We start from the raw sequence: 22,534 nt of genomic DNA on the forward strand, positions 1-22,534 counted from the left end.
CGATCAGAGACCATTGAGCATCCGTGAGCAGTTGGAATCTCGACATGCTCCCAGGCTCTCAGCCAGCGAACCACATCATTGTCAGACACGCCCTAGTGGTCGAGACAGGCCGTTCCCGCCTGCGCACCGAGTACACCGTGCTGGTCCCGGCAGATACCGCAGCGGAGCGATTCATCGTCGATGGGGGCAGTGCCGAGATCGGTGTGTCCGAGCCGTTCGTGGTGCTGAGCCGGATTCCCGAGCTGCTGCGGTCGGCGGATGTCGCTCGCAGCATCGCGGCAGCCGATGGCAGCGGTATCCGTATCGTCCGCGTCGACGAACTCAAGCCGCATCAATGGGCGGCGGCCCGACTCAACACCCAGTACGACCACTCGGTGATCTCCCGCTTCCGGGATCGACTCGCCGCGGATCCAGCGGCGTGGGAGACTCTCGTCGCCTACATCGAGGAGGGCGCGCATGTTCCACGGGCCGCGGCTCGGCTCATGGTGCACGAGAACACCGTGCGGTATCGCTTGAACAAGCTCGAGCCGATTCTCGGTACGCCGCTCACCGACCCGCTGACCATCGCCGACATCGTCCTGGCCCTCGGGGCGGGGACGTCACCGACCCGGTGACCATGCCCCGCACGACCCGCCCTGCCTCACCCGTCGAGCAGGTCGCGGACGTCGTCGGCGGTGAGCGCCTCGCTGAAGGCCGAACCGTTGTCCATGAGCGCGGTGAAGAGCTCGGCCTTCTTGCGCTGCAGGGCGAGCACCTTCTCCTCGATGGTGTTCTCCGAGACCATCCGGTACACCATGACGTTCTTCGTTTGTCCGATCCGGTGCGTGCGGTCGATTGCCTGGGCCTCCGCGGCCGGATTCCACCAGGGGTCGAGGAGGAACACGTAGTCGGCCTCGGTGAGGGTGAGCCCGAAGCCGCCGGCCTTGAGACTGATGAGGAACACCGGCGCTGATCCCTCCTTGAAGCCGGAGATCGCTCCGTCGCGGTCCCGGGTCGCGCCGTCGAGGTAGGCGTGGTCGATCCCGGCTTCGTCGAGGCGCGCCGCGACGCGGGCGAGGAACGAGGTGAACTGGCTGAACACGATGACCCGGTGGCCCTCCGCTACGACCTCGCCGAGGCTGTCGAGCAGGCCGTCGAGCTTGCTCGAGGGGATGTCGCCGTACTCCTCGGCATCGACGATCGCCGGGTCGAGCGCGAGCATGCGCAGCAGCGTGAGCGAGCGGAACACGATGAAGCGGTTGCGGTCCATGTCCTTGATGAGGCCGAGGAGCTTCTTGCGCTCGCGCTGGAGCACGGTGTCGTAGAGCTTCCGATGCTTGGGGGCGAGCTCGACGACGGTGGTGTGCTCCTGCTTCTCCGGCAGATCGGAGGCGACGAGCTCCTTGGTCCGGCGCAGCATGAACGGCCGGATCCGCTTGCGCAGCTGCACCATCCGCCCGGGCGCATTGCCGGAATCGATCGGTTTGATGTACTCCGCGTTGAAGCGCGCGAAGGACGGGAACAGACCGGGGGCGGCGATCGCGAGCAGCGACCACAGGTCCGCCAGCGAGTTCTCCATCGGGGTGCCGGTGATCGCGAGCCGGAACGGCGCCGGGACGTTCTTCGCCGCCTGGTGCACCCGCGAGGATCGGTTCTTGACGAACTGCGCCTCGTCGAGGATCAGGCCCGCCCACGGCAGCTCGGCGAACTCCTGTCCGTCGATCCGCAGGATCGCGTACGAAGTGATGACGAGGTCCGCGCCGCCGACCTCCTGCGCGATCGTCGTCTTCCGCTTCTTCGACGTCGCGCGGAGCACCCGGACATCGAGGTCGGGGACGAACCGTTCCGCCTCCGCCTTCCACGTCGACACCACCGAGGTGGGCGCGACGACGAGGAACGGTGCATCGCCGACGAGTTCCCCGCTCAGTGCGGTCTCGCTCAGCGCCGACCCGTCCAGCGCTGTCCCGCCCGACGCGCCTGCCTGCCGCCCGCCGGGGAGGACGATCTCCCCGGAGAGCGCGTCGTCGTCCGGCTCGTGGGATGCGTCAGCGGACCTGGCGAGGAGCTCTGCTCCGTCCGATCCCCCGGCCGAGCCCCCGTCCGATCCTCCGGCCGGCAGGGCGCTCAGGTGCGCGTCGCCGCCGAATCCGCGAGCGTGGGCGATGAAGGCGAGGGTCTGCAGGGTCTTGCCCAGGCCCATGTCGTCGGCGAGGATCCCGCCCAGGCGATGCCGGTGGAGGAACGCGAGCCAGCGGAATCCGGTCACCTGGTAGGCCCGGAGCTCGGCGTGGACGGCGGCGGGGACGGGCACCTCGGGCACGGTGTCCACGTCCATGAGACCGGTGACGGCATCCCGCCACGCCATCGCCGCATCGACCTCGTCGGCGATGTCCTCGAACTCCGCGTACAGACCCGCCTGGTAGCGGGTGATGCGCGGCTGCTCCGGATCCCATTCCGGCAGGGCGTCGGCCTGGGCGAGCACCTCGCGCAGAGGGTCGAACTCCGGCCGGTCGAGGGAAAAGAAGGAGCCGTCGGGCAGCAGCAGCGTCTTCGCGCCGCCGGCGAGCGCCTCGAACAGCCGACCGAAAGGGATCTGCTTGCCGTCGATGGTGACGAGGATGCCGAGGTCGAACCAGTCCGTGCGCGTGGATTCCGCAGTGGTGATCCGCACGTGCGGGGCGCCGGTGAGCTCGGTGTAGTCCGGGCGGTCGCCGGAGACCTCGACGCGGACGGTCTCGAGCTCCTCGATGCGGGGCAGGATCTGCTCGCTGAACTGTGCGGTGTCGATGCCGGTGAGCTCGGTCGAGCTCCAGCGCGCGGCATCCGGCCAGACCTCCCGCACCTGGCGCAGGGTCGCGGCCTCGAACTCCCGGTCGCGGCGACCGATGCGCGCACCGCGGGAGCTGAACTCGTAGAAGTCGATGAGATCGAGGGTGCGGTCGGGGTCGTGGTACTCCCAGTCCCAGCTGAGGACCACCCGGTCGCCGGCCTCGAACTCGGCATGGAGGTGGAGCTGCGGCGGCCGGTAGCGGGGCACCTCGATCGAGTCGTCGGCGGCGTCGATGGGGATCACCGAGCGGACGACGGGGACGGTCTGCTCGTAGAACTCCGCGATGTCCTCCGGCGGCACGACGAGCGGATCCTGGCGTCCGAACAGCTCCCGGACGGGCGGGGCGAGGGGCTTGTCCGTCGGGGCGAGTGCGATGTCGACGTGCGGCAGGCGGCCCGAGGTGTCGAGGGAGGTGAGCGCGAAGCCGACGTTGCCGACCGGCAGCGGGGGGTGCGTGTCGGTGACCGGGACCATGCGACCGTCGACGGCGACCGTGGGCACGACGTGGAGGTCGCCTGAGTCCTTGGCGAGGGTGAGCGTCACCGTCGCGCGCTCGCCGATGCGCACCTGGCCGACGATGCCCTGGCCGACGAACTCGATCCCGAGCTCCTGTGCCCGTGTGAACAGGTGCCACAGGAACGTACTCGAGAAGCTTTTGAGCCGGATGTCCGGACCGCCGGTGTCGAAGCCGATGCTGCGGGCGGTGAATTGCGTGTGGAACTGCGCCATGAGGTCGGCCTGCTGGGCGTCGTAGTTCTTCTGCACCATCGGCTGGCCGAGCGTGCGCCACTGCAGCCCGCCCTTGATCCACGTGCCCCGCTTGCCCTTGGTGAGCGGGCGCATGACGAGCAGCAGGCGGGACCCGTCCCGGTAGTCGGCGAGCGTGGCCTGGCGCAGCTCCCGCGGGGCGTACCAGGACTGGGGCTCGTCGACGAGGAGGTCGAAACCGATCCCGAGCGGCAGGACGGGAGCCTGTTCGACCGCGGAGTAGTGGAACCGCTCGAGGACGGTCTTCCACTCCGGCACCTTCGGGCCGACCGGCACCGAGATCGCCGACGCCGCCATCTGCAGCGCGATCTGCGAGAGCGTGTACAGCAGCGCCGCACCGTGCTTGCAGGCGATGCCGACCGGGCAGGTGCAGCGCGAGGCGACCGGGCGGTAGTGGGTGATGCGGCGGTCGCGGTCGATCTCCCGCAGGTGGATGAGGACCTCGTACGGCAGGTCGGAGTTCCCGTGCACGGACCCGACGACCGTGTCCTCCTCCGGCCCCCAGTCCGCGTCCTCCACCCGGTTCTGGAGGGAGTACTCCTTGCCCCGCGCTGCGGTGTCCGTGCCGAAGAGCGCGACGATGTCGGCCGGATGCACGTGGGGAGGGACGGGGTGCGAGTTCACGCTCTCATCGTTGCACGAGCCGCGGACACGGCCGGCCGGATTGCATCATCCCTGGTCAGGCCTGTGGATAACCCAGCTGTGCGCACCGGATTCACCGGACGGCTCAGGTGGGCCGGGTGCCTCTGACCTGCTGCGGGCAGCGGACGCGCCATGGGGATCGGAAGCACCAGATGCACCGGGATCACCGGGAGAGGTGGGACGCAGCGGCAGCCCGGTCTCGAATCGCGCGGTGAGCTGCTCCCGCAGGGCGCGGGCCCGGCGCTTCTCCTCCTCGGCTGCGGCCGCCTCGGGCCCGGGTCGCTGCGGCGAATCGGCATCCGTGATGCGCGCGGCGTGGAAGTCGCGGATCGCGGCGAGGGGGATCTCCGGACCCGAGGCGAACGCCGGCACCCCGGCGGCCGCCGCCTCGGCCCACGGGGACTCGGACTTCGCGAGCGCGACGAGCGCGCTGGCCGTCATGTCGCCGTAATGGGCGACGACGGCCTCGATCTCGCGCCGCCGGTCCTCGGCATCCGGACCGGTGAGCCTGATCCTCCGCGGCAGGGTGGTGGAGAAGGCATGGTGCGCGGCGGGCACGGCGGGACCGTGCTCCCAGGCCTCGACCGACTCGTCGAACAGGGGTTCCCCGCGCCAGGCCAGAGCCCATGCCTGGGCGTAGTGGACGAGGAGGACCGCTCTCGTCTTGTCGATGCCCGGGCGCACGGACTTGATGTGGGCGAGGACGGCCGGGGCAGTGATGATGGACACGCCGCCGAGCGTACCGCAGCGCGGAACGGGCCTCAGCGGCCCCCGGAATTCAGCGGACCCGGTCGCGCAAGACGCCGCGGGTCAGAGCGACACGAGCAGGAGCGCCGCCGTGAGGACCACGCCGGAGCCCAGCAGCGTCACCGTGGTGTAGCCGATGATGTCGCGCATCTTGAGGCCGGCGATCGCGAGGACCGGGAGCGCCCAGAACGGCTGGATCATGTTCGTCCACTGGTCGCCGTAGGACACCGCCATGATCGCGATCGCGGGATCGACCTGGAGCTGGGCCGCGGCGTCGAGCATGATCGGCCCCTGCACGGCGAACTGACCGCCGCCGGAGGGGACGAAGAAGTTGACGAGGCCGGCGGCGAAGAAGGCGAGCATGCCGAAGGTCGTCGGATTCGCGATCTGCACGAGCGCGGTGGAGAACACCTCGATGAGACCGGAGGCGGTCATGATGCCGAGGATCCCGGCGTAGAGCGGGAACTGGAGGAGGATCTCGCCGACGTTCGCCGCCGCCTGTTTGGTCAGGTGGATGATCTCGAACGGGTTGCGGACGAGCAGGAGGATGAGGGCGAGGAACGACCAGTTGACGATGTCGAGGGTGAGCGAGCCGCCCTGGGCGAAGTGGACTGCGAGGTAGGCGACGAGCGCCAGGCCCACCACCAGGGTGAGGATCCGGGAGTTGTCGATCCGGTCCGCCGGGGTGACGACCTCCTCCTCGGCGGGGTCGAACTCCTCGGAGCCCACGTGCTCCGGCAGACCGACGACCGGCGCGTCCTTCTTGGGCGCGATGAGTGCGAACAGGGCGCCGCTCACCACGATGACGGCGAGAGCGGCGAGCATGTTCCAGGTGGAGAAGATCGTCTCCGAGACCGGGATCAGCTGCCCGCCGAGCGACTCGGCGAGGAAGGAGTCCTCGGTGGCCGCGGTGAGCGGGCCGGACCCCGAGTAGCCCATGTGCCAGACGACCATGCCGGAGTATCCGGCGGCGACGAGGAGCGGGAAGTGCACGCGCAGCCCGCGGGTCCGGGCCTGCACCGCGATCTCGCGGGCGAGCAGCGCGCCGACGACGAGCCCGAGACCCCAGGTGATGAGGCTCGCGAGGGACGCGATGGCGAACACGAAGACGTAGGCGAAGACCGCTGAGCGCGGCACGCGGGCCAGCGCGACGAGCAGCTTCCGCACCGGTCCGGTGTTCGCGAGCATGTGGCCGAAGAGCAGGATGAGCGACATCTGCGTCATGAACGCGAGCAGCCCGGCCAGCCCCTCGCCCCAGCCGGTGATGACGTCGACGGGTCCGGAATCGGTGAGGAGGAAGGCGAGGAGTGCGACGACGAGGGTGAGGATGATCGCGAAGACGAGCGCGGACGGGACCCAGCGTTCGAGGAAGTTGTTGAACGGGCGCATGAGGCCGCCGCTGCGGTTGCCGCCGCCGGTGTCATCCGGGCCTCGGCGGTTCGGGTCGGCGGTGCCCGCGGTGCCGGCGGGTCGGGCGGAGTCGGGGGAATGCTGCGAGTCGCTCATCGGTGCGTCCTTCGTCCTTGAAGAGTGCAGTCATGCCGGGGTTTCCGGTTTCGGCGTCCACCCTAATGGATGCAGGCATGCCCCGTGTCCGTTCCCCGGCATAGAGTGGGGGCAGATCGAGGACAGTTCGCCACAACGACGTGAGGAGGCATCCGTGAACGGAGCCGAAAGCCTGCTGCAGACGCTCGAGCACAACGGGGTGGAGGTGTGCTTCGCCAACCCTGGGACCTCGGAGATGCACTTCGTCGCAGCGCTCGACCGCAACCCCGGGGTCCGCGGGATCCTGGGCCTGTTCGAGGGCGCCGTCACCGGCGCGGCCGACGGCTACGGCCGGATGACCGACCGGCCCGCCGCCACCCTGCTCCACCTCGGCCCCGGCATGGCCAACGGCCTGTCGAGCATCCACAACGCCCGCCGCGCCCGCACTCCGATGGTCAACATCATCGGCGACCACGCCACCTACCACCGTGAGCTCAACGCGCCGCTGACCTCGGACATCGAGGGCACCGCCCGCCCGTTCAGCGACTGGGTCCGCACCTCGCCGTCGCCGAACACCATCGCCCAGGACGCCGCGGACGCGATCGGCGCGAGCCTGTCCGGCCGCATCGCCTCGCTCATCCTGCCGGCGGACACCGCCTGGAACGAGGCGGACCGCTACACCTCTCCTCCCACCGCCGTGCGCCTGCCGGAGGTCGAGCAGCAGCCCGGCGTCATCGACGCCGCCGCCCGAACGCTCAAGGAGAACGGTAAGCGCACCGCATTCCTGTTCGGCGGTCGCTCCGCCCGGGCAGACCGGTTCGCCGTGGCTGCGCGGATCGCCGAGGCGACCGGGGCCACGCTGCTCGTCGACACCTTCTCCCCGCGCACCGAGCGCGGGGCCGGGCGGCACGCAGCCATCCGCATCCCCTACCCCGTCGAGCCGGCGCAGGCGCTGCTCAAGGACTTCGACGCGATCATCCTCATCGACACCCAGCCGCCGGTCGCGTTCTTCGCCTACCCGGACAAGGCGAGCGTCCTCACCGCCCCGGGCACCACCTTCCACCAGGTGGCCAAGCCGGAATCCGACTCCCTCGCCGCGCTCGAGGCGCTCCGCTCCGCGGTCATCGGCGACGCCCCGGCGTCGGCCCCGGCCGTCGAGCTCGATCTGCCCGGGCTGCCGTCGGGCTCCATCACCCTCGAGAAGCTCGCCGCCTGGCTGGGCCAGGCGATCCCGGAGAACGGCATCGTCCTCGACGAGTCGATCACCACCGGCCGGGACTTCTACCGGCAGACCACCGGTTCGCGTCCGCACGACTACTTCTCGCCCACCGGCGGTGCCATCGGCTGGTCCCTGCCGGTGTCGCTGGGCGCGGCCGTCGCCTGCCCGGACCGCAAGGTCATCGCGCTCGAGTCCGACGGCTCGGCGATGTACATGCCGCAGGCCCTGTGGACGATGGCGCGCGAAGGCCTCGACATCGTCACGGTCGTCTTCGCCAACCGGAAGTACCAGATCCTCCGCGACGAGATGCACAACGTCGGCGTCCACGACTTCGGCGTCAAGGCGAGCTCGCTGCTCGACCTCCACGACCCGGTCATCGACTTCGTCGCGCTCTCGCAGAGCATGGGTGTGCCGGCCACGCGCGTGGAGTCGATCGAGGACCTCGCCCGCACCTTCGACGGCGCACTCGCCGCCGACGGACCTCACCTCATCGAGGTCGTCCTCTGACCTGACAGCGGGGCATGACCGAGTCGAGCGGGAGTGCGAGCGGCCGCCCGGCGCGAACTCGGATCAGCTCCGCGCCGTCCACGGCAGTTCGAGGCAGTCGACCTGCCGGCCGGGCTCCACCGCCCGAGGCGGCAGGACGACGAGGCCGTCGGCCTGCGACAGCCCGCGGAGCATGTTCGACCCGGTCCGGTCGCACAGCTTCCACTGCTGCTCCGCACCGTCGGTGCGCGCCTCCGCTGCCCCCGCCCCTGCGGTGATCCGGCGGGCCGGGGTCAGGCGCTCGACCGTCGCCGCCGGTGCCCCTGCGGCCAGTTGCACCCGGGCCACGGGAGCCGGTGGCAGACCGAGGGCAGCGCGGAGGAACGGCTCGACGACGACGCGCATCGCCACCATCGCGGCGAGCGGATTGCCGGGCAGGCCGACGTGCCAGGTCGCCGCGCCGGGCAGCCGGGTGCACATCGTCGGGTGGCCCGGGCGCATGTCGAGCTCCTCGAACACGACCTCCTGGGCCATGTCCTCGACGACGCGTCGCACATGATCTGCCGCCGAACGGCCGGTGGCGCCGGTGGTGAGCACGAGGTCCGCGGCCGGTGCGACTTCCTCGGCATCTGCGTCGTCGTCGGCTCCCGCGCCCGGTCCGCCGAGCGCCGATTCGAGGGCGCGCCGCGTCTCCGCCGGATCGTCGCCGATCCGCACCTGGGATACGACGTCCGCACCGAGCAGGTGGAGGTAGGCCGGCAGCTGGGGGCCGAAGGCATCGCGCACCTCGCCGACGGCCGGCAGCCCGGTGGCGCGCACCTCGTCCCCGGTCTGGATGAGCGCGACCCGCGGCCGGCGGCGCACCGGCAGGACGTCGAGGCCGGCGACCGCCGCGTAGGCGATATGGGCCGGCGAGAGCACGGTGCCGCCGGGCACGAGCACCTCCCCGGCGGCCGATTCCCGGCCCGCGCGGCGGATGTGCCGACCGGGCTCGAGCTCGGAGACCGGGCTGCCGGGCGCGAGGTCGAGGCGGGCACGCACTGTCCCGTCCTCCGCCGCATCGACGCCGTTCACCTGGGCGTACTCCCGGCGGATGATGCCCGAGGCGCCCGCGGGCACCGGGGATCCGGTGAAGACGCGCTGCGCCCAGCCTGGCAGCAACGTCGCGCCGGCCGACCCGGCGAGCGCGGGGCACCCGTCCTCGAGGACCCACGGTGGGGGGCCGGCGACAGCAAAGCCGTCCATCGCCGAGGAGTCGAAGTGCGGGATCTGCATCGGGGCATGGACATCATGGGCGAGCACGGCGCCCGCGCAGTCGGCGAGCGGCCGGTCGGCGGCGGGCATGAGCGGAGCGATCCCGGCGGCCAGGCGCATCGCCTCGTCCCAGCGCGGAGCGGCGGTCATCGGCGTTCCTCCCCGGCTGGTTCCCCCGCGGCGTCCTGGGGCTCTGCGGAGATTCGCTGCACTGCGGGAGCGCGGTGCCCTGCAGAGGCACAGCTCTCGGCCGACGAGTGGGGAACCGCATCCTCCCCGTGTGCCGGGGGAGCGTCCAGTCCGAACCGCCGGGCATCGTCCCAGGTGTCGACGTCGTCGGCGCTCCCGGCCGGCAGGTCGATACGGGCGATCTCGAGTCCGGAGAGGAGCCGGCGGACGGACATGCCGGCGGTGTCCTGAGCGGCCAGGGCCGCGCGGAGCGGTCCAACGCGATGGAGGGCGAGGAGGTGCTGCACCTGATCGTCGCCGCCGTCCGCGGCGCCACGACTCACCCCCACCCAGGCGTCGGGCAAGTGGGCGTCGTCCCGCGAAGAACGGGCACCGGCCGGGGTGGAATGGGTGCCGCCCGGCGAGGACGAGGCCCCGCCCCGCAGGCGGCTGCCCTCGCCGCTGTCAGCGTGCACAGAGCTGTCCTCGCCCGCGCTCGCCGCGTCCATGAGCGCACGGATGCCCGCCCCCACGCCCGGCATGTCGCAGGCGAGAGTGAGCACGAGACCGGCGGGCGCAGCATCCTCGGCCCGCGCCGCGTCCCCGGCGAGCGCCTCGACGCCGGCGGCGATCCCGGCGACCGGCCCTGCGAACGGCGGGTCCTCGCGGACAACGCGGATTCCAGAGTCCTCGCACCCGGAACCGGCGAGCACGTCCGCGGGGCCCACGACGACGATCCGCCGGGCTTCTACCCCGGCGTCGAGCAGAGCCGCGATCGTCACTCCGAGCAGCGTCGTCGATGTCGGCAGCGCCGTCGCCGGTCCGAAGGCGGCCGCAGCCGGACCCCCCACCCGCAGGTGGTATTTCGGTATCCCGCCCAGTCGGCGCGACCGGCCCCCGGCCAGCACCAGCGCGGCCATAGCGGCTCCTCCCACCGCGGCCTCACCCGCCGGAGAACGGCGGGAGCACATCCACGGTGTCGCCGGCGCCCACGGTGTGGCCCGGGCGCATCGCGACCCCGCCGACGAGCAGGCTGCTCTGGGCGAGGACATCGGCGAGCGCCGGCTCACCGTACGGCGGGGTGGGATGGCGCTCGGCGAGCACGCGGACGAACGAGTCCCGGTCGAGCGGCACGGCAGCGGGCAGCTCCTCGAGAGCGAGCTCCTCCTGCGTGCAGGCGGCGGCCGCACGGGCCGCGGCGAAGTAGCGGACGGTGATCATCTCAGCAGTCATCTCAGCCCCCGATCTCGCTCATCGAGCGCTCGGGCTGGACGTATTCGGGGCTGTCGAGGCCGGCGTGGTCCATGCCGTGGGCGCGGGGCTTGAGCCACATCGCCTGCCGCCAGGCGCGGCCGATCTCCGCATCCGTCCGGCCTGCGCGCAGCAGGGAGCGCAGATCGAACTCCTCGTGCGAGAACAGGCAGGAGCGGATGGTGCCCTCCGCGGTGATCCGGGTGCGGGTGCACGCCCCGCAGAACGGCTCCGTGACCGAGGCGATGATCCCCACCCGGCCCAGCCGCTCGCCGTCCGGTGCGCGCACGACGAACCGTTCGGCCGGAGCACCGCCGCGCGGCTCCTCGTCGGGTTCGAGTCGGTACCGGGCGGCCAGGGCGGCGCGCACCTCGGCGGCGGTGACCATCGCCTCCCGCGTCCACCCGTGGTCGCCGTCGAGCGGCATCTGCTCGATGAAGCGGAGCTCGAGGTCGTGGGCGAGCGCGAAGTCGAGGAGGTCGCCGGCCTGGCCGTCGTTGACCCCGCGCATGAGGACGGCGTTGATCTTCACCGGGGTGAGGCCGGCGGCGACGGCCGCGGAGATCCCGTCGAGGACCTGCTGCAGGCGGTCGCGGCGGGCGAGCTGCCGGTAGGTCTCCGCGTCGATCGTGTCGAGCGAGACGTTGATGCGGCGCAGCCCGGCGGCGGCGAGGCCTGCCGCGCGTTCGGCCAGGCCGATCCCGTTCGTCGTGATCGACACCGGGAGCGCGGGGTGGCGGGCGTTGACGAGCCCGATGATCTCCTCGAGATCGCGGCGGATGAGCGGCTCCCCACCGGTGAGGCGCAGCTCGCGGACGCCGAGGTCGCGGACGCCGATCGTCACGAGCCGGACGATCTCCTCGGGGGAGAGGAGGGCGGACTGCGGCATCCACTGCATGCCCTCGGCCGGCATGCAGTACGTGCAGCGCAGATTGCACTTGTCGGTGAGCGAGATCCGCAGATCCTCGCCCGAGCGTCCGAAGCTGTCGCGCAGCGGACCGGATTCCGGTGCGGCGCCGGCGCGCTGGGCGAGCTCCGAGCTGACCGTGCGCGCGGTCTGCTCGGGGAGGCTGGCCTGCTCGCGCAGGCGCGGGGTTCCCAGTCGTACCGACATGTCAGCGAGTCTACAGAGCGGAGGACGGAAGTACAGGGGGCGAGGTTTCCCGGCGCCGGGCGATCATGCTCCTGAGGCGTGCCCGCGGACTAGGATGAGGGCATGGGACAGACGCACCCGAGGGACGTGCCGGATCCGGCCGCCGTCCGCGAAACCCGGCCGGCCCGGCGGTCCGCCCGAGGCTCCCTGCAGCCACCGCTCCAGCCGTCGCGCCGATACGAGCCGCCCTCCTGGGACGCCCCGCGCAGCCTGGACACCCACCGCGCGGCGATCTACACGGCACTCGTCGTCCGCACCCCGCGCACCGAGACCGTGCCGCTCACCGTCGCACTGCACCGCTCCCTCGCGGAGGACGCCATCGCCGACATCGCGCTGCCGCCCTTCGACAACTCCCAGATGGACGGCTTCGCCGCCGCCTCCGCCCACACCCCGGGCCGCCTCCCGGTCGCCGCGACCATCGCCGCAGGCCACGTTCCCGCGCCGCTGGCCGCCGGCACCGCCGCGCCGATCATGACCGGGGCACCGGTGCCGGCCGGGGCGGACACCGTCGTACCCGTCGAGGACACCGACGACGCCCGCTTCGACGTCACGGAGGTCGGACTGCCCGCCTCGGCTCCCGGCCGGTTCGTCCGCCCGGCCGGCAGCGACGTCGCCGCCGGGGACACCGTGCTCACCGCCGGCACCCGGCTGGGCGCTGCCGCGCTCGGCGCGCTCGCCGCTCTGGGCCGCACCGAGGTCGCTGTCCGCGCCCGGCCGCGGGTCCTCGTGTGCACCGGCGGTGACGAGGTCGTCCCGCCCGGGCAGCCGCTGCCCGCCGGTCGGATCTACGACGCGAACACCGCACTCCTCCATGTCGTCCTCACCGGGCTCGGTGCCGAGGTGTGCGCCACCCGTCTCGTCGCCGACGCTCCGGACGCCTTCCTCAGCGGACTGCGCGCGGACCTCGCTGCCCACGACCCCGACCTCGTCGTCACCTCCGGCGGGATCAGTGCCGGCCGGTTCGAGGTCGTGCGCTCCGCGCTCGCCGCGGAGCCGGACGTGGGGTTCGGATCCGTCGCGATGCAGCCGGGCGGACCGCAGGGCCTGGGCGTCCTCCGCGGAGGCACCCCGATCGTGTGCCTGCCCGGCAACCCGGTGAGCACCTGGGTGAGCGCCGTGCTGCTCCTCGGACCCGCCCTCGCCGAGGTGTGGGGCACCACCGGGTCGGCCACCCGGCAGGCCCGGCTGGAGACCGCGGTGACCCCGCTCGCGGCCAAGACGCAGATCCGCCGCGGCATCCGCGTGCCCGCGGCGCCGGACCGCGTCGACGTGCTGCCCGGCACGAGCTCCCACCTGCTCGCCGAGGCCGCCCGCGCCGAGGTGCTCGTCCTCGTCCCGCCCGGTCCCGAGCCGCTGCCCGCCGGCACCGCGGTCGAGGTCGTCGACCTGTGATGGCGCCTACGATGGGGATCATGAGCACATCGAACAGGAGTACGGGTGCACACCTCGACTGATCCGCGCTTCGGGGCGGGACGCTCGGCGGCTGTCGTCGTCGCCTCGACGTCCGCCGCCGCGGGGCAGGCGGAGGACCGGACCGGCCCGCTCCTCGTCGACTGGCTGACCGGACGCGGCTACGACTGCCCGGCACCGCTCGTCGTCGCCGACGGGGAACCCGTGGCCGAGGCGCTCCGCACCCTCCTCGAGGACCGCCCGCCCGCCGACCTCCCGCGCGTCCTCGTCACCACCGGCGGCACCGGGATCAACCCGAGCGACCGGACCCCGGAGCTCGTCGAGCCGTTCCTCGATCGCCCGATGCCCGGCATCATGCACGCCCTGTGGAGCGCCGGGACGGAGAACGTGCCGACGGCCGTGCTCAGCCGCGGTGTCGCCGGGGTGCGGGGCCGGACCTTCATCGTCACCCTCCCCGGATCCCCGGGCGCAGTCCGCGACGGCATCGCCGTGCTCGACGGGCTGCTGTCCCACCTCCAGGCCCAGCTCGAGGGCCTCCGCGACCACGGGGACCGGCCGTGACCGGCCGGCCGGGCTCGCCCGACGAGCAGACGCACCCCAGCAGGTCCGGTGCGCGGCAGTGCGAGAACACCCCGGCCCCGTACGTCGCCGCCCGCATCACCACCGATCCCCTCGACCCGCGTGCGGCGCAAGCTGCGGTGACGACAGTGGAGACGGGTGCCGCCGTCGTGTTCTCCGGTGTCATCCGCAACCACGACGAGGGCCGCACCGACGTCGTCGCCCTCGACTACACAGCCCATCCGGACGCCGCAGCGATCATCGCCGAGGTCGTCGCCCGTGTCGCTACGGAGCATCCCGGGGTGCGCGTCGACGCCGCACACCGGATCGGTCCGCTGCACGTCGGTGAGGACGCGCTCGTCGTCGCCGTGGCCTCGGCGCACCGGACGGAGGCCTTCGCGTGCTGCGCCGCCCTCGTCGACGCGATCAAGGCCGAGGTGCCGATCTGGAAGCGCCAGGACTACGCCGGCGGCGACCACTCGTGGGTCGGCCTCGCATGACCGACCCCGGGTCAGCGGCCGGCCCGCACGAGCACCCGAGCCCCGGCCCAGCAGCCGGCCCCGGGCGCTACGACCGGCAGATCACCGTCCCCGGCGTCGGGCCCGATGGCCAGGAGCGCCTGAGGGCCGCCCGCGTCCTGTGCATCGGGGCGGGCGGCCTCGGTGCCCCGGCGGCCCTCTACCTCGCCGGCGCGGGGATCGGCACGCTCGGCATCGTCGACGACGACACCGTCGACCTGAGCAACCTCCACCGGCAGATCATCCACCGCACCGCCGACATCGGCCGGCCCAAGGTCGATTCCGCCGCCCGCGCGCTCACCGCTCTCAACCCCGAGATCACCGTCGCCACCCACCGTGAGCGCCTGAGCCGGGACACCGTGCTCGACGTGCTGGACGGCTACGACATCGTGCTCGACGGCTCCGACAACTTCGAGACCCGCTACCTCGTGTCCGACGCCTCCACCGTCCTCGGGATCCCGCACGTGTGGGGCGCGGTGCTCGGCGCGGGCGGGCAGCTCAGCGTGTTCGACGCCCGACGCGGCCCCGTCTACCGCGACCTCTACCCCGACGTCCCCGCGCCGGGCAGCGTGCCGTCCTGCGCGGAGGGCGGCGTGCTCGGCGTGGTGCCCGGCGCTCTCGGCGTCGCGATGGCCGCCGAGGTGATCAAGCTCGTCCTCGGCTACGGCACGCCGCTCATCGGCACCGTCCTCGTCCACGACATGCGCACCGGAACCTGGGAGCCCGTGCCGCTCGCCGCGAACCCCGACGTCCACCGGCCCGCCGCCGCGGCCGAGGTCGGCGCCGGGATTCGCTCCCTCGTGACCGTCGAGCAGCTCGCCGCAGCACTCGGGGAGCGGGATGCCGGGGCCCGCGACTTCGCGCTCCTCGACGTGCGCGAACCGGGCGAGCACGAGGCGGCCGCGATCCCCGGCGCGCGCCTCGTGCCGCTCGACCGGATCCTCGCCGGGGAGGACCTGCCGACGCCCAGCGGGGCCGAGGTGTTCGTCCACTGCCGCTCCGGTGCCCGGTCCGCGCGCGCGGCCGCCGCGCTCAGTGCCCGCGGGTACGTCGTTCACGACGTCGCCGGCGGCATCGAGGCCTGGGCGCGCCGAATCGAACCCGGGATGCGCATCGACCCCTGACTGCGGATCGACTCCTGAGTCCGAGGCCACCTCAGTGCGGTCAGCAGGATCCGGGGTCACCTCAGTGCGGTGGCGCGCTTTCCACGGTCGCTCCAGTGCGGATACCGAGAAGTAACCGCACTGGTTCGACGCCCGAACACCGCCCCGGACCTCGCGCGCACCGCACCCCACGGGCCCCGGCGGCTGGATCCGGCGCCGCCCACCGGGCATAGACTCGATCATGCAGCATCACACCCGACACCGCACCGCCCGGCGGTCAGCCGCCTCCGCGGTGCACGGAAGGATCGCGTCATGGCCACCGTGTCCGAGAACATCGTCGAAACCCTGTCCGAGAGCGGCGTGGAACGCGTCTACGGCCTCCCCGGGGACTCCCTCAACGCCTTCACCGATGCCCTGCGCACCCACCCCCGCCTCGGCTGGGTCCACGTCAGGCACGAGGAGGCGGCCGCCTTCGCCGCCTCGGCCGAGGCGGCGATGACCGGCGGGCTCGCGGTATGCGCGGGCAGCTGCGGGCCGGGCAACCTCCACCTCATCAACGGCCTGTTCGACGCCCAGCGCTCGCGCGTGCCGGTCCTCGCGATCGCCGCGCACATCCCGAGCTCCGAGATCGGCACCGGGTACTTCCAGGAGACCCACCCGCAGGACCTGTTCCGCGAGTGCAGCGTCTACGTCGAGCACGTCACCCGGGCCGACCAGATGCCCCGGCTGCTCCGCATCGCCATGCGCGAGGCGCTCGAGAAGCGCGGTGTCGCCGTGCTCGTGGTCTCCGGGGACGTCCTGCAGGCGCAGCTCGACGCCGAACCCGAGGTGATCACCGCCCACCCCTCCCGCGTCATCCCTGCCGAGTCGCAGCTCGACTTCGCCGCCGAGGCGCTCAACACGTGCTCGCGCGTGACGATCCTCGCCGGAGCCGGCACCGCCGGTGCCCATGCGGAGCTGCTGGCGATCGCGGAGACCCTGCAGGCGCCGATCGTCCACGCCCTGCGCGGCAAGGAGCACGTCGAGTACGACAACCACTTCGACGTCGGGATGACCGGGCTGCTCGGCTTCGCCTCGGGCTACCGCGCGATGATGGAGGCGGAGACGCTGCTGGTCCTCGGCGCCGACCTGCCCTACCCGCAGTTCTATCCGGGCGACGCCACGGTCGTGCAGGTCGACATCCGCGGGGAGCAGATCGGGCGGCGCACCCCGGTCGACATCCCGCTCGTCGGCGGGGTCTCCGAGACCATCGAGGCCCTGCTGCCCCGGCTCACGGCCAAGACGAGCAGCAAGCACCTCGACACGATGACCAAGCACTACGCGAAGACCCGGAAGAAGCTCGACGAGCTCGCCGGGCCGACCAAGCGCACTATCCACCCGCAGTACCTCACCCGGCTCATCGACGAGGCGGCCGCAGACGATGCGGTGTTCCTCCCCGACGTCGGCTCCCCGGTGATGTGGGCGGCCCGCTACCTCACGATGAACGGGCGCCGCCGGCTCATCGGGTCGTTCACCCACGGGTCGATGGCGAACGCGGTGTCGCAGGCCATCGGCGTCCAGGCCACCGACCGGGACCGGCAGGTCATCGCGCTCGCCGGCGACGGGGGACTCGCGATGCTCCTCGGCGAGCTTATCACCCTGACCCAGAACGAGCTGCCGGTGAAGACCGTGGTGTACAACAACTCCTCGCTCAACTTCGTCGAGCTCGAGATGAAGGCCGCCGGCTACGTCAACTTCGGCACCGACCTGAAGAACCCGGACTTCGCCCGCGTCGCCGAGGCGGTCGGGATCCACGGGATCCGCGTCGAATCGGCGCAGGACCTGCCGGCAGCCGTGGAGGAGTTCCTCGCCCACGACGGACCCGCCCTGCTCGACGTCGTCACCGAGCAGCAGGAGCTGTCGATGCCGCCGAGCGTGACGGCGGAGCAGGCCAAGGGCTTCGCGCTCTACGCGATCCGCACCGTGATGAGCGGCCGCGGCGACGAGCTCATCGACCTCGCCAAGGCGAACCTCCGCCAGCTGTTCTGAGGGCGCGTGCCCGGCTCTCTGCCGCTGGGGTACTGGAAGCCGGCGCTCCCGGTGCACCCCAGTGCGGTCTGCTGGTTCCCGGGGCGGTCCTGTGCGGTCTGTTGGTTCCCGGGGCACCCCAGTGCGGTCTGTTGGTTCCCGGGGCACCCCAGTGCGGATACTCGTCCGTAACCGCACTGGGGTGACTGCGGAACGGGGCTGTCGCACGGAATCGGTCTCGGAAGGACCGGCACCCGAACCGGCCCTGAACCGGCCCCGGAAGGACCGGCTGCGTTGCCGCGTGCGTCCTCAGCCGTGGATGCGGCGCCAGGCGCGGCCGAGGCGGGCGGCGCCCTCCTCGAGCGTGGGGACGTCGAGCTCGGCGAAGGTCAGGCGCACGGCCCCACGAGTGCGCGAGGGGTCGCCGCCGAGGCCCTGGCCGGTCGCGCCTGCAGCGCCGCCCGCCGCCCCCGCAACATTCGCGGCGACTGCAGCGCCGCCCGCAGGACCCGCAGCATTCGCGGCGCCTACAGCGTCGCCCGCCGCGCCCGCCGCGCTGGCGGCACCCGCCGCACTCGCCGCACCTGAAGCGCCGCCCGCGCCACCCGTCGGGGTGACCCCGAACCATTCGCCGCGCTGGTAGACGAGCCCCTCGTCCTGGGCGGCGTCGAACAGGGCCGCGAAGTCGGCGTGCTGGTCGCGGAACCGCGCCCACAGGAAGAACCCGCCCTGCGGCTCGATGATGTCGAGCTCGCCCGGCAGCTCGCGGTGCAGTGCATCGAGCAGCGCCCGGGCCTTCTGCGCGTACACCGCACCCGCGGCGGCATTGGCCTGCGCGTACTCGGGACGCCCCACGATCCGCTCGACGATGTCCTGGAGCACCCCGCTCGCCTGCCCGTCGAGCCGGTTGCGGAGCTTGACGTACTGCTCCGCGAGCGCCGACGGGACGACGTTGTACCCCAGCCGCAGCGCCGGCCCCAGGGTCTTCGAGAAGGTGTTGACCCCGATCACGTGCTCACTGTCGCGGACCCACGCAGCTGCGGGCACCTCGGCCCCGGGGAAGGCGAGCTCCCGGTACGGGTCGTCGGCGAACACGGTGAACCCCCAGCGCTCGGCGAGCTCGGTGATCCGCTGCGCCTTCTGGGCGGACAGCACCGCGCCGCCCGGATTGTGGAAGGTCGGCACCGTGAACACCGCCTGCGGACGTACCCCGGCGGCGAGGTGCGCCTCGAGCGCGTCGACGTCGAGACCGTCGGCCTGCACCCCGACGGGCACGACCCGCACGCCCGGCACGAGGTCGAGGACGCGGAGGAACAGCGGGAAGATCGGATCGTCGACGACGATCGTGTCCCCTGGATCCAGGGTGCCGAGCACCGCGAGTGCGAGGCCGTTGATGCCGCCGCTGGTGACGATGATCCGCTCGGGTGAGACGCCTTCGCGCTCGGCGAGGAGCGCGCGGAACGACGGCGTGCCCGCCGCCGGCACGTAGCCCAGCCGCGCACCGTAGCCGGGGGAGTCCATGAGCTCGTGGACGGCCTCGCGGTAGAGGTCGACCGGGAGGAGGGACCTGTCCGGATTGCCGCCGCCGAGGTCGATGCTGCCGGTGCCGACCCGGATCAGGCTGGCGTCCCCGAACCCCTGCCGACCGGGCAGGCCGGAGAGCAGAGAGCTGCCGCCGGGCAGCCGGGTGCGCGCGGGATCGGTGCCGGTGGGTGCGGTGCCGGCGGGTGAGGTACCGGTGGGTGCGGTGGTGTCGAGGTGGGTCATGGGTCTCCTAGTCGATGAATCTCTTCGCGATCCAGTTCCCGAGGAACTGGACGCACTGCACGAGCACGATGAGCACGATGATGATGAGCGCCATCACCGCCCAGTCGAACCGCTGGTAGCCGTAGGTGAGCGCGAGGTTGCCCAGGCCGCCGCCGCCCACCGCGCCGGCGACCGCGGTGGCGTCGATGAGTGAGATCGAGATGAAGGTCAGCGACAGGAGCAGCGGGCCGAACGCCTCGCGCACGACGAACCCAAAGAGGATGTGGAGCGGTCGGGCGCCCATCGCCTCGGCGGCCTCGACCACGCCGGGGTCGACGGCGACGAGGTTGGATTCCGCGACCCGGGCGATGCCCATCGCGCCGGCGATCGCGAGCGGCGGGATCGCCGCGCTCGGGCCGATGCTCGTGCCGATGATCGCCCGCGTCACCGGGGTGAGCGCGACGAGCAGGATGATGAACGGGATCGGGCGGAAGATGTTGACGACGAAGTTGAGGACGAAGTGGACCGCCCGGTTCCCGAGGATCTGGCCCGGGCGGGTGGCGAACAGGAAGATGCCGAGCGAGAGCCCGACGACGGCGGCGATGAGGAACGCCGCGGTGACCATGTAGAGCGTCTCGAAGAGCGCGTCGGCGACCTTGGGGACGACGGTTCCGAAGTCGATCACCAGCGGATCACCTCCGCCTGCGCACCGAGCTCGGCGACGAACGCCTCGACCGCCCGGTCCTCGCCGTAGAGGGCGAGGCTGAGCTGGCCGTAGGGGTGGTTCTTCACGCGCGCCACCCCGCCCTGGATGATCGAGAAGTCCACCGCGTGCGCGCGGGCGAGCCGCGACAGCACCGGGGTGCCGACGAGGGTGTCGTCGACGGTCACGGAGATCCGGTGGTCGGTGAACTCGCCGCGCAGCTGGGTCTTCTCCGCCTCGGTGAGCGCGGTCCGGGTGTAGGACTCGACGAGCCCGGCGGTCACCGGGTGCGCCGGCCGGGACAGGATCTGCTGGATCTCCCCGGTCTCCACGACCCGCCCGGCCGACAGGATCGCCACCCGGTCCGCGAGCCGGCTGACGACGTCCATCTCATGGGTGACGACGACGATGGTGATGCCGAACTCCTCGTTGACCGAGCGCAGCAGGTCGACGATGTCGCCGGTGGTCTGCGGGTCGAGCGCGCTCGTCGCCTCGTCGGACAGGAGGATCGAGGGCCGGTTGGCGATCGCGCGGGCGATCCCGACCCGCTGCTTCTGCCCGCCGGACAGCTGCCGGGGCTTGACGAACGCTTTGTCGCCGAGGCCCACGAAGTCGAGCAGCTCGCTCACGCGGGCGGAGATCTGCGCCTCCTTCATCCCCGCGAGCTGCAGCGGGACGGCGATGTTGCCGTACACCGTGCGCGAGTTCATGAGGTTGAACTGCTGGAACACCATGCCGATGCCGTGGCGCAGCCGTCGCAGCCGGTCGCCCGTGACCCCGGCGAGGTCGACGCCGTCGACCTCGACCGTGCCCGAGGTGGGCCGCTCGAGCGCGTTGATCATCCGCAGCAGCGTCGACTTGCCCGCGCCCGAACGGCCGATGAGCCCGAAGATCTCCCCGGCCCCGACCGACAGGTTGACGTCGTCGAGCGCGGCGGTGGTGGCACCCTGCTTCGTGGTGAAGGTCTTCGACACCCCCGACAGGACGATCCGGTCGGTGCCCGGGGTGGCCGGGGTGCCCGGCGTCGTGGCGGAGGCGCCGGCCGGCCCGGTCTGCTCGTGAGCGGCCGAGGAGGCGGCCGCGGCCGAGGCGCTGCTCCGGTCGCTCATGTTTCGCGGGCCTTGTCGAGCTCCTCGAGCGCATCGAGGAGCTCGCTGCGCGGGCGGTCGACGTAGGAGGCCTGGCCGTTCTTCTCCTCGTTGAAGGCGTCGACGACCCGCTGGTCGCGGTAGGTCTCCTCGAGCTGCTCCCACACCGGGTCCTCGGCGCGGTCGGGCATCGTGGCGACGATGATCGTGTACGGCACGGAGGAGGGCGCCTCGGGATCCTCGGCCTGGAGGGCGTCGTCGACGGTGATGCCGAGCGCCGGGTCGAAGTCGTCGGTGCCGACGACGACGCCGTCGACGGACGGGTCCTCGTAGGCCGTCTGCACGGATTCGTGGGCGAGCCGGGCGAACTCGATGTTCTTCGGGTTCGCGGTGATCTGCTCCTCGGTCGGGTAGAAGCCCTCCTCGTCGCTGATCTCGAGCAGGCCGGCGCTCTGCAGGATGAACAGGGCGCGGGAGAAGTTCGAGGGGTCGTCCGGCATCGCGATGCGGGCGCCGTCGGGCAGCTCGGCGAGGTCGGTGACGGTCGAGGAGTAGAGGCCCCACTGGGAGATGTTCGTCGAGAACAGCGGGGTGATGTCGGAGTCGTTCTCACCGTTGAACGCGCTGAGCCAGGCGATGTGCTGGAAGGAGTTCGCGTCGACCTCGCCCTCGAGCAGCGCGGTGTTCGGCAGGTACGGGTCGTCGAAGTTGACGAACTCGAGGTCGAGGCCGTTCTCCCGGCCCACCTCGATGATCGCGTCCTGGTAGTCGCTCTGCGCGGTGTCGGCGATGCGCAGCGCGGTGAGCTCGCCGGCGGCCCCTCCGGCACCGCCCTCACCGCCGGAGCGCTGGGTGAGCGCGACGATGCCGACGGCGACGAGTGCGAGCACGGCGAGGATCGCGGCGACGATCATCCCCCGCCGGCGGCCGGCCCGACGGCGGTCGAGGTGCTCCTGGACGGAGGCGTGCGTGGAGCCGGAGCCGGGTGCGGAATCAGCGGCGGAGGGATTCGTGGAGTCCGGGCGGTCGGCGGGTGGGCGGGGTGAGGTGGTCATGGCTGGTCCTTGGTGACGAGGGCCCGGTGGGCCGGAAGATGCGGTGGAGTGCCCGGGGGTGGAGATGACGCGGTGAAGTGCCCGGGGGCGGGGAGGCGCGGCTGTGTGCGCACACAGCAGGACGCGGGGCATCACGGTGCGGTCAGTCGGTTCCCGGGGCGAACCAGTGCGGATACTGACGGGTAACCGCACTGCAGCGGCAGTTGAAAGGTGCATTCGCACTGACATGCCGGGGGAACCTGCAGAGTGGTCCCCGGCGTTCGTCGGTGAATGCTGTTCAGCGAGGGTGCAGGGAGGACATCAACAGATGACGGTGGTGACGCGCATGAGGTCGATGTGGAGGCGCCGCCAGCACAGCGGGCTC

General features: G+C 72.0%; 18 protein-coding genes. 7 read left to right on the forward strand and 11 right to left on the reverse strand.

The features are described from left to right. The first annotated feature begins 23 nt into the window (after positions 1-23). Positions 24-614, forward strand: a complete 591-nt coding sequence (locus AB0I45_RS09540; RefSeq protein ID WP_137318384.1) for a PucR family transcriptional regulator — start codon at positions 24-26, stop codon at positions 612-614. Positions 615-640: 26 nt separating this feature from the next. Here the strand turns inward: AB0I45_RS09540 and AB0I45_RS09545 are convergent, their stop codons facing one another. From AB0I45_RS09545 to AB0I45_RS09555, 3 genes are all read right to left on the reverse strand, one after another. Beyond that, on the reverse strand, positions 641-4,201 hold the full coding sequence (locus tag AB0I45_RS09545) for a DEAD/DEAH box helicase (protein ID WP_360317941.1): 3,561 nt from the start codon (positions 4,199-4,201) through the stop codon (positions 641-643). A gap of 45 nt (positions 4,202-4,246) precedes the next feature. Further along, positions 4,247-4,948, reverse strand: a complete 702-nt coding sequence (locus tag AB0I45_RS09550; protein WP_360317944.1) for a type II toxin-antitoxin system antitoxin SocA domain-containing protein — start codon at positions 4,946-4,948, stop codon at positions 4,247-4,249. Positions 4,949-5,029: 81 nt separating this feature from the next. Continuing rightward, complete coding sequence (locus AB0I45_RS09555; protein ID WP_360318100.1) at positions 5,030-6,355, reverse strand: TIGR00366 family protein; 1,326 nt, start codon at positions 6,353-6,355, stop codon at positions 5,030-5,032. Positions 6,356-6,626: 271 nt separating this feature from the next. Here AB0I45_RS09555 and AB0I45_RS09560 point away from each other — a divergent pair, with 271 nt between their 5' ends. After that, positions 6,627-8,177: an acetolactate synthase large subunit gene (locus AB0I45_RS09560; RefSeq protein WP_360317947.1), complete on the forward strand. Its 1,551-nt coding sequence runs from the start codon at positions 6,627-6,629 to the stop codon at positions 8,175-8,177. Between the two features lie 63 nt (positions 8,178-8,240). Here AB0I45_RS09560 and AB0I45_RS09565 read toward each other — a convergent pair whose 3' ends face one another. From AB0I45_RS09565 to moaA, 4 genes are read right to left on the reverse strand one after another with little or no spacing between them, the layout of a single operon-like run. Next, the gene (locus tag AB0I45_RS09565; protein ID WP_360317950.1) at positions 8,241-9,560 is read right to left on the reverse strand and encodes a molybdopterin molybdotransferase MoeA; all 1,320 of its coding nucleotides are present in this window, start codon (positions 9,558-9,560) and stop codon (positions 8,241-8,243) included. Beyond that, positions 9,557-10,498: an NTP transferase domain-containing protein gene (locus AB0I45_RS09570; protein WP_360317953.1), complete on the reverse strand. Its 942-nt coding sequence runs from the start codon at positions 10,496-10,498 to the stop codon at positions 9,557-9,559. The genes AB0I45_RS09565 and AB0I45_RS09570 overlap by 4 nt, the downstream gene beginning before the upstream one ends. A 22-nt stretch (positions 10,499-10,520) precedes the next feature. Further along, positions 10,521-10,811 carry a MoaD/ThiS family protein gene (locus AB0I45_RS09575; RefSeq protein WP_360317956.1) on the reverse strand — a complete coding sequence of 97 codons (291 nt, stop codon included), beginning with the start codon at positions 10,809-10,811 and terminating at the stop codon, positions 10,521-10,523. Position 10,812: 1 nt separating this feature from the next. Next, the gene (gene moaA, locus AB0I45_RS09580; RefSeq protein WP_360317959.1) at positions 10,813-11,943 is read right to left on the reverse strand and encodes a GTP 3',8-cyclase MoaA; all 1,131 of its coding nucleotides are present in this window, start codon (positions 11,941-11,943) and stop codon (positions 10,813-10,815) included. A 102-nt stretch (positions 11,944-12,045) separates the two neighbouring features. Here moaA and glp point away from each other — a divergent pair, with 102 nt between their 5' ends. The 5 genes from glp (at position 12,046) to poxB (ending at position 17,599) form a co-directional block, all read left to right on the forward strand. Beyond that, complete coding sequence (gene glp, locus AB0I45_RS09585) at positions 12,046-13,374, forward strand: gephyrin-like molybdotransferase Glp (RefSeq protein WP_360317962.1); 1,329 nt, start codon at positions 12,046-12,048, stop codon at positions 13,372-13,374. A gap of 45 nt (positions 13,375-13,419) precedes the next feature. Further along, a complete protein-coding gene (locus AB0I45_RS09590) occupies positions 13,420-13,953 on the forward strand; it encodes a MogA/MoaB family molybdenum cofactor biosynthesis protein (RefSeq protein WP_360317965.1) in 534 nt (177 codons plus the stop codon). Next, on the forward strand, positions 13,950-14,450 hold the full coding sequence (locus AB0I45_RS09595; protein ID WP_360317968.1) for a molybdenum cofactor biosynthesis protein MoaE: 501 nt from the start codon (positions 13,950-13,952) through the stop codon (positions 14,448-14,450). The genes AB0I45_RS09590 and AB0I45_RS09595 overlap by 4 nt, the downstream gene beginning before the upstream one ends. Further along, complete coding sequence (locus AB0I45_RS09600; RefSeq protein ID WP_360317971.1) at positions 14,447-15,592, forward strand: ThiF family adenylyltransferase; 1,146 nt, start codon at positions 14,447-14,449, stop codon at positions 15,590-15,592. Before AB0I45_RS09595 ends, AB0I45_RS09600 begins: the two co-directional genes overlap by 4 nt. 291 nt (positions 15,593-15,883) lie before the next feature. Next, positions 15,884-17,599 carry a ubiquinone-dependent pyruvate dehydrogenase gene (gene poxB / locus AB0I45_RS09605; RefSeq protein WP_360317974.1) on the forward strand — a complete coding sequence of 572 codons (1,716 nt, stop codon included), beginning with the start codon at positions 15,884-15,886 and terminating at the stop codon, positions 17,597-17,599. Between the two features lie 288 nt (positions 17,600-17,887). Here the strand turns inward: poxB and AB0I45_RS09610 are convergent, their stop codons facing one another. Genes AB0I45_RS09610 through AB0I45_RS09625 form a run of 4 tightly spaced genes read right to left on the reverse strand, consistent with a single transcriptional unit; the run spans position 17,888 to position 22,170 of the window. Next, the gene (locus tag AB0I45_RS09610) at positions 17,888-19,345 is read right to left on the reverse strand and encodes a PLP-dependent aminotransferase family protein (RefSeq protein WP_360317977.1); all 1,458 of its coding nucleotides are present in this window, start codon (positions 19,343-19,345) and stop codon (positions 17,888-17,890) included. Positions 19,346-19,352: 7 nt separating this feature from the next. After that, the gene (locus tag AB0I45_RS09615; RefSeq protein ID WP_247618380.1) at positions 19,353-20,009 is read right to left on the reverse strand and encodes a methionine ABC transporter permease; all 657 of its coding nucleotides are present in this window, start codon (positions 20,007-20,009) and stop codon (positions 19,353-19,355) included. After that, positions 20,006-21,136, reverse strand: coding sequence for a methionine ABC transporter ATP-binding protein (locus tag AB0I45_RS09620; RefSeq protein ID WP_345030665.1), 1,131 nt, complete (start codon positions 21,134-21,136; stop codon positions 20,006-20,008). Before AB0I45_RS09620 ends, AB0I45_RS09615 begins: the two co-directional genes overlap by 4 nt. Beyond that, positions 21,133-22,170 (reverse strand): MetQ/NlpA family ABC transporter substrate-binding protein, encoded by a 1,038-nt coding sequence (locus tag AB0I45_RS09625; protein WP_360317982.1) that lies wholly within the window; start codon positions 22,168-22,170, stop codon positions 21,133-21,135. Before AB0I45_RS09625 ends, AB0I45_RS09620 begins: the two co-directional genes overlap by 4 nt. Positions 22,171-22,534 lie beyond the last annotated feature (364 nt).

This window comes from Brevibacterium sp. NPDC049920 (assembly GCF_040656435.1).
Lineage (GTDB): Bacteria > Actinomycetota > Actinomycetes > Actinomycetales > Brevibacteriaceae > Brevibacterium > Brevibacterium pityocampae.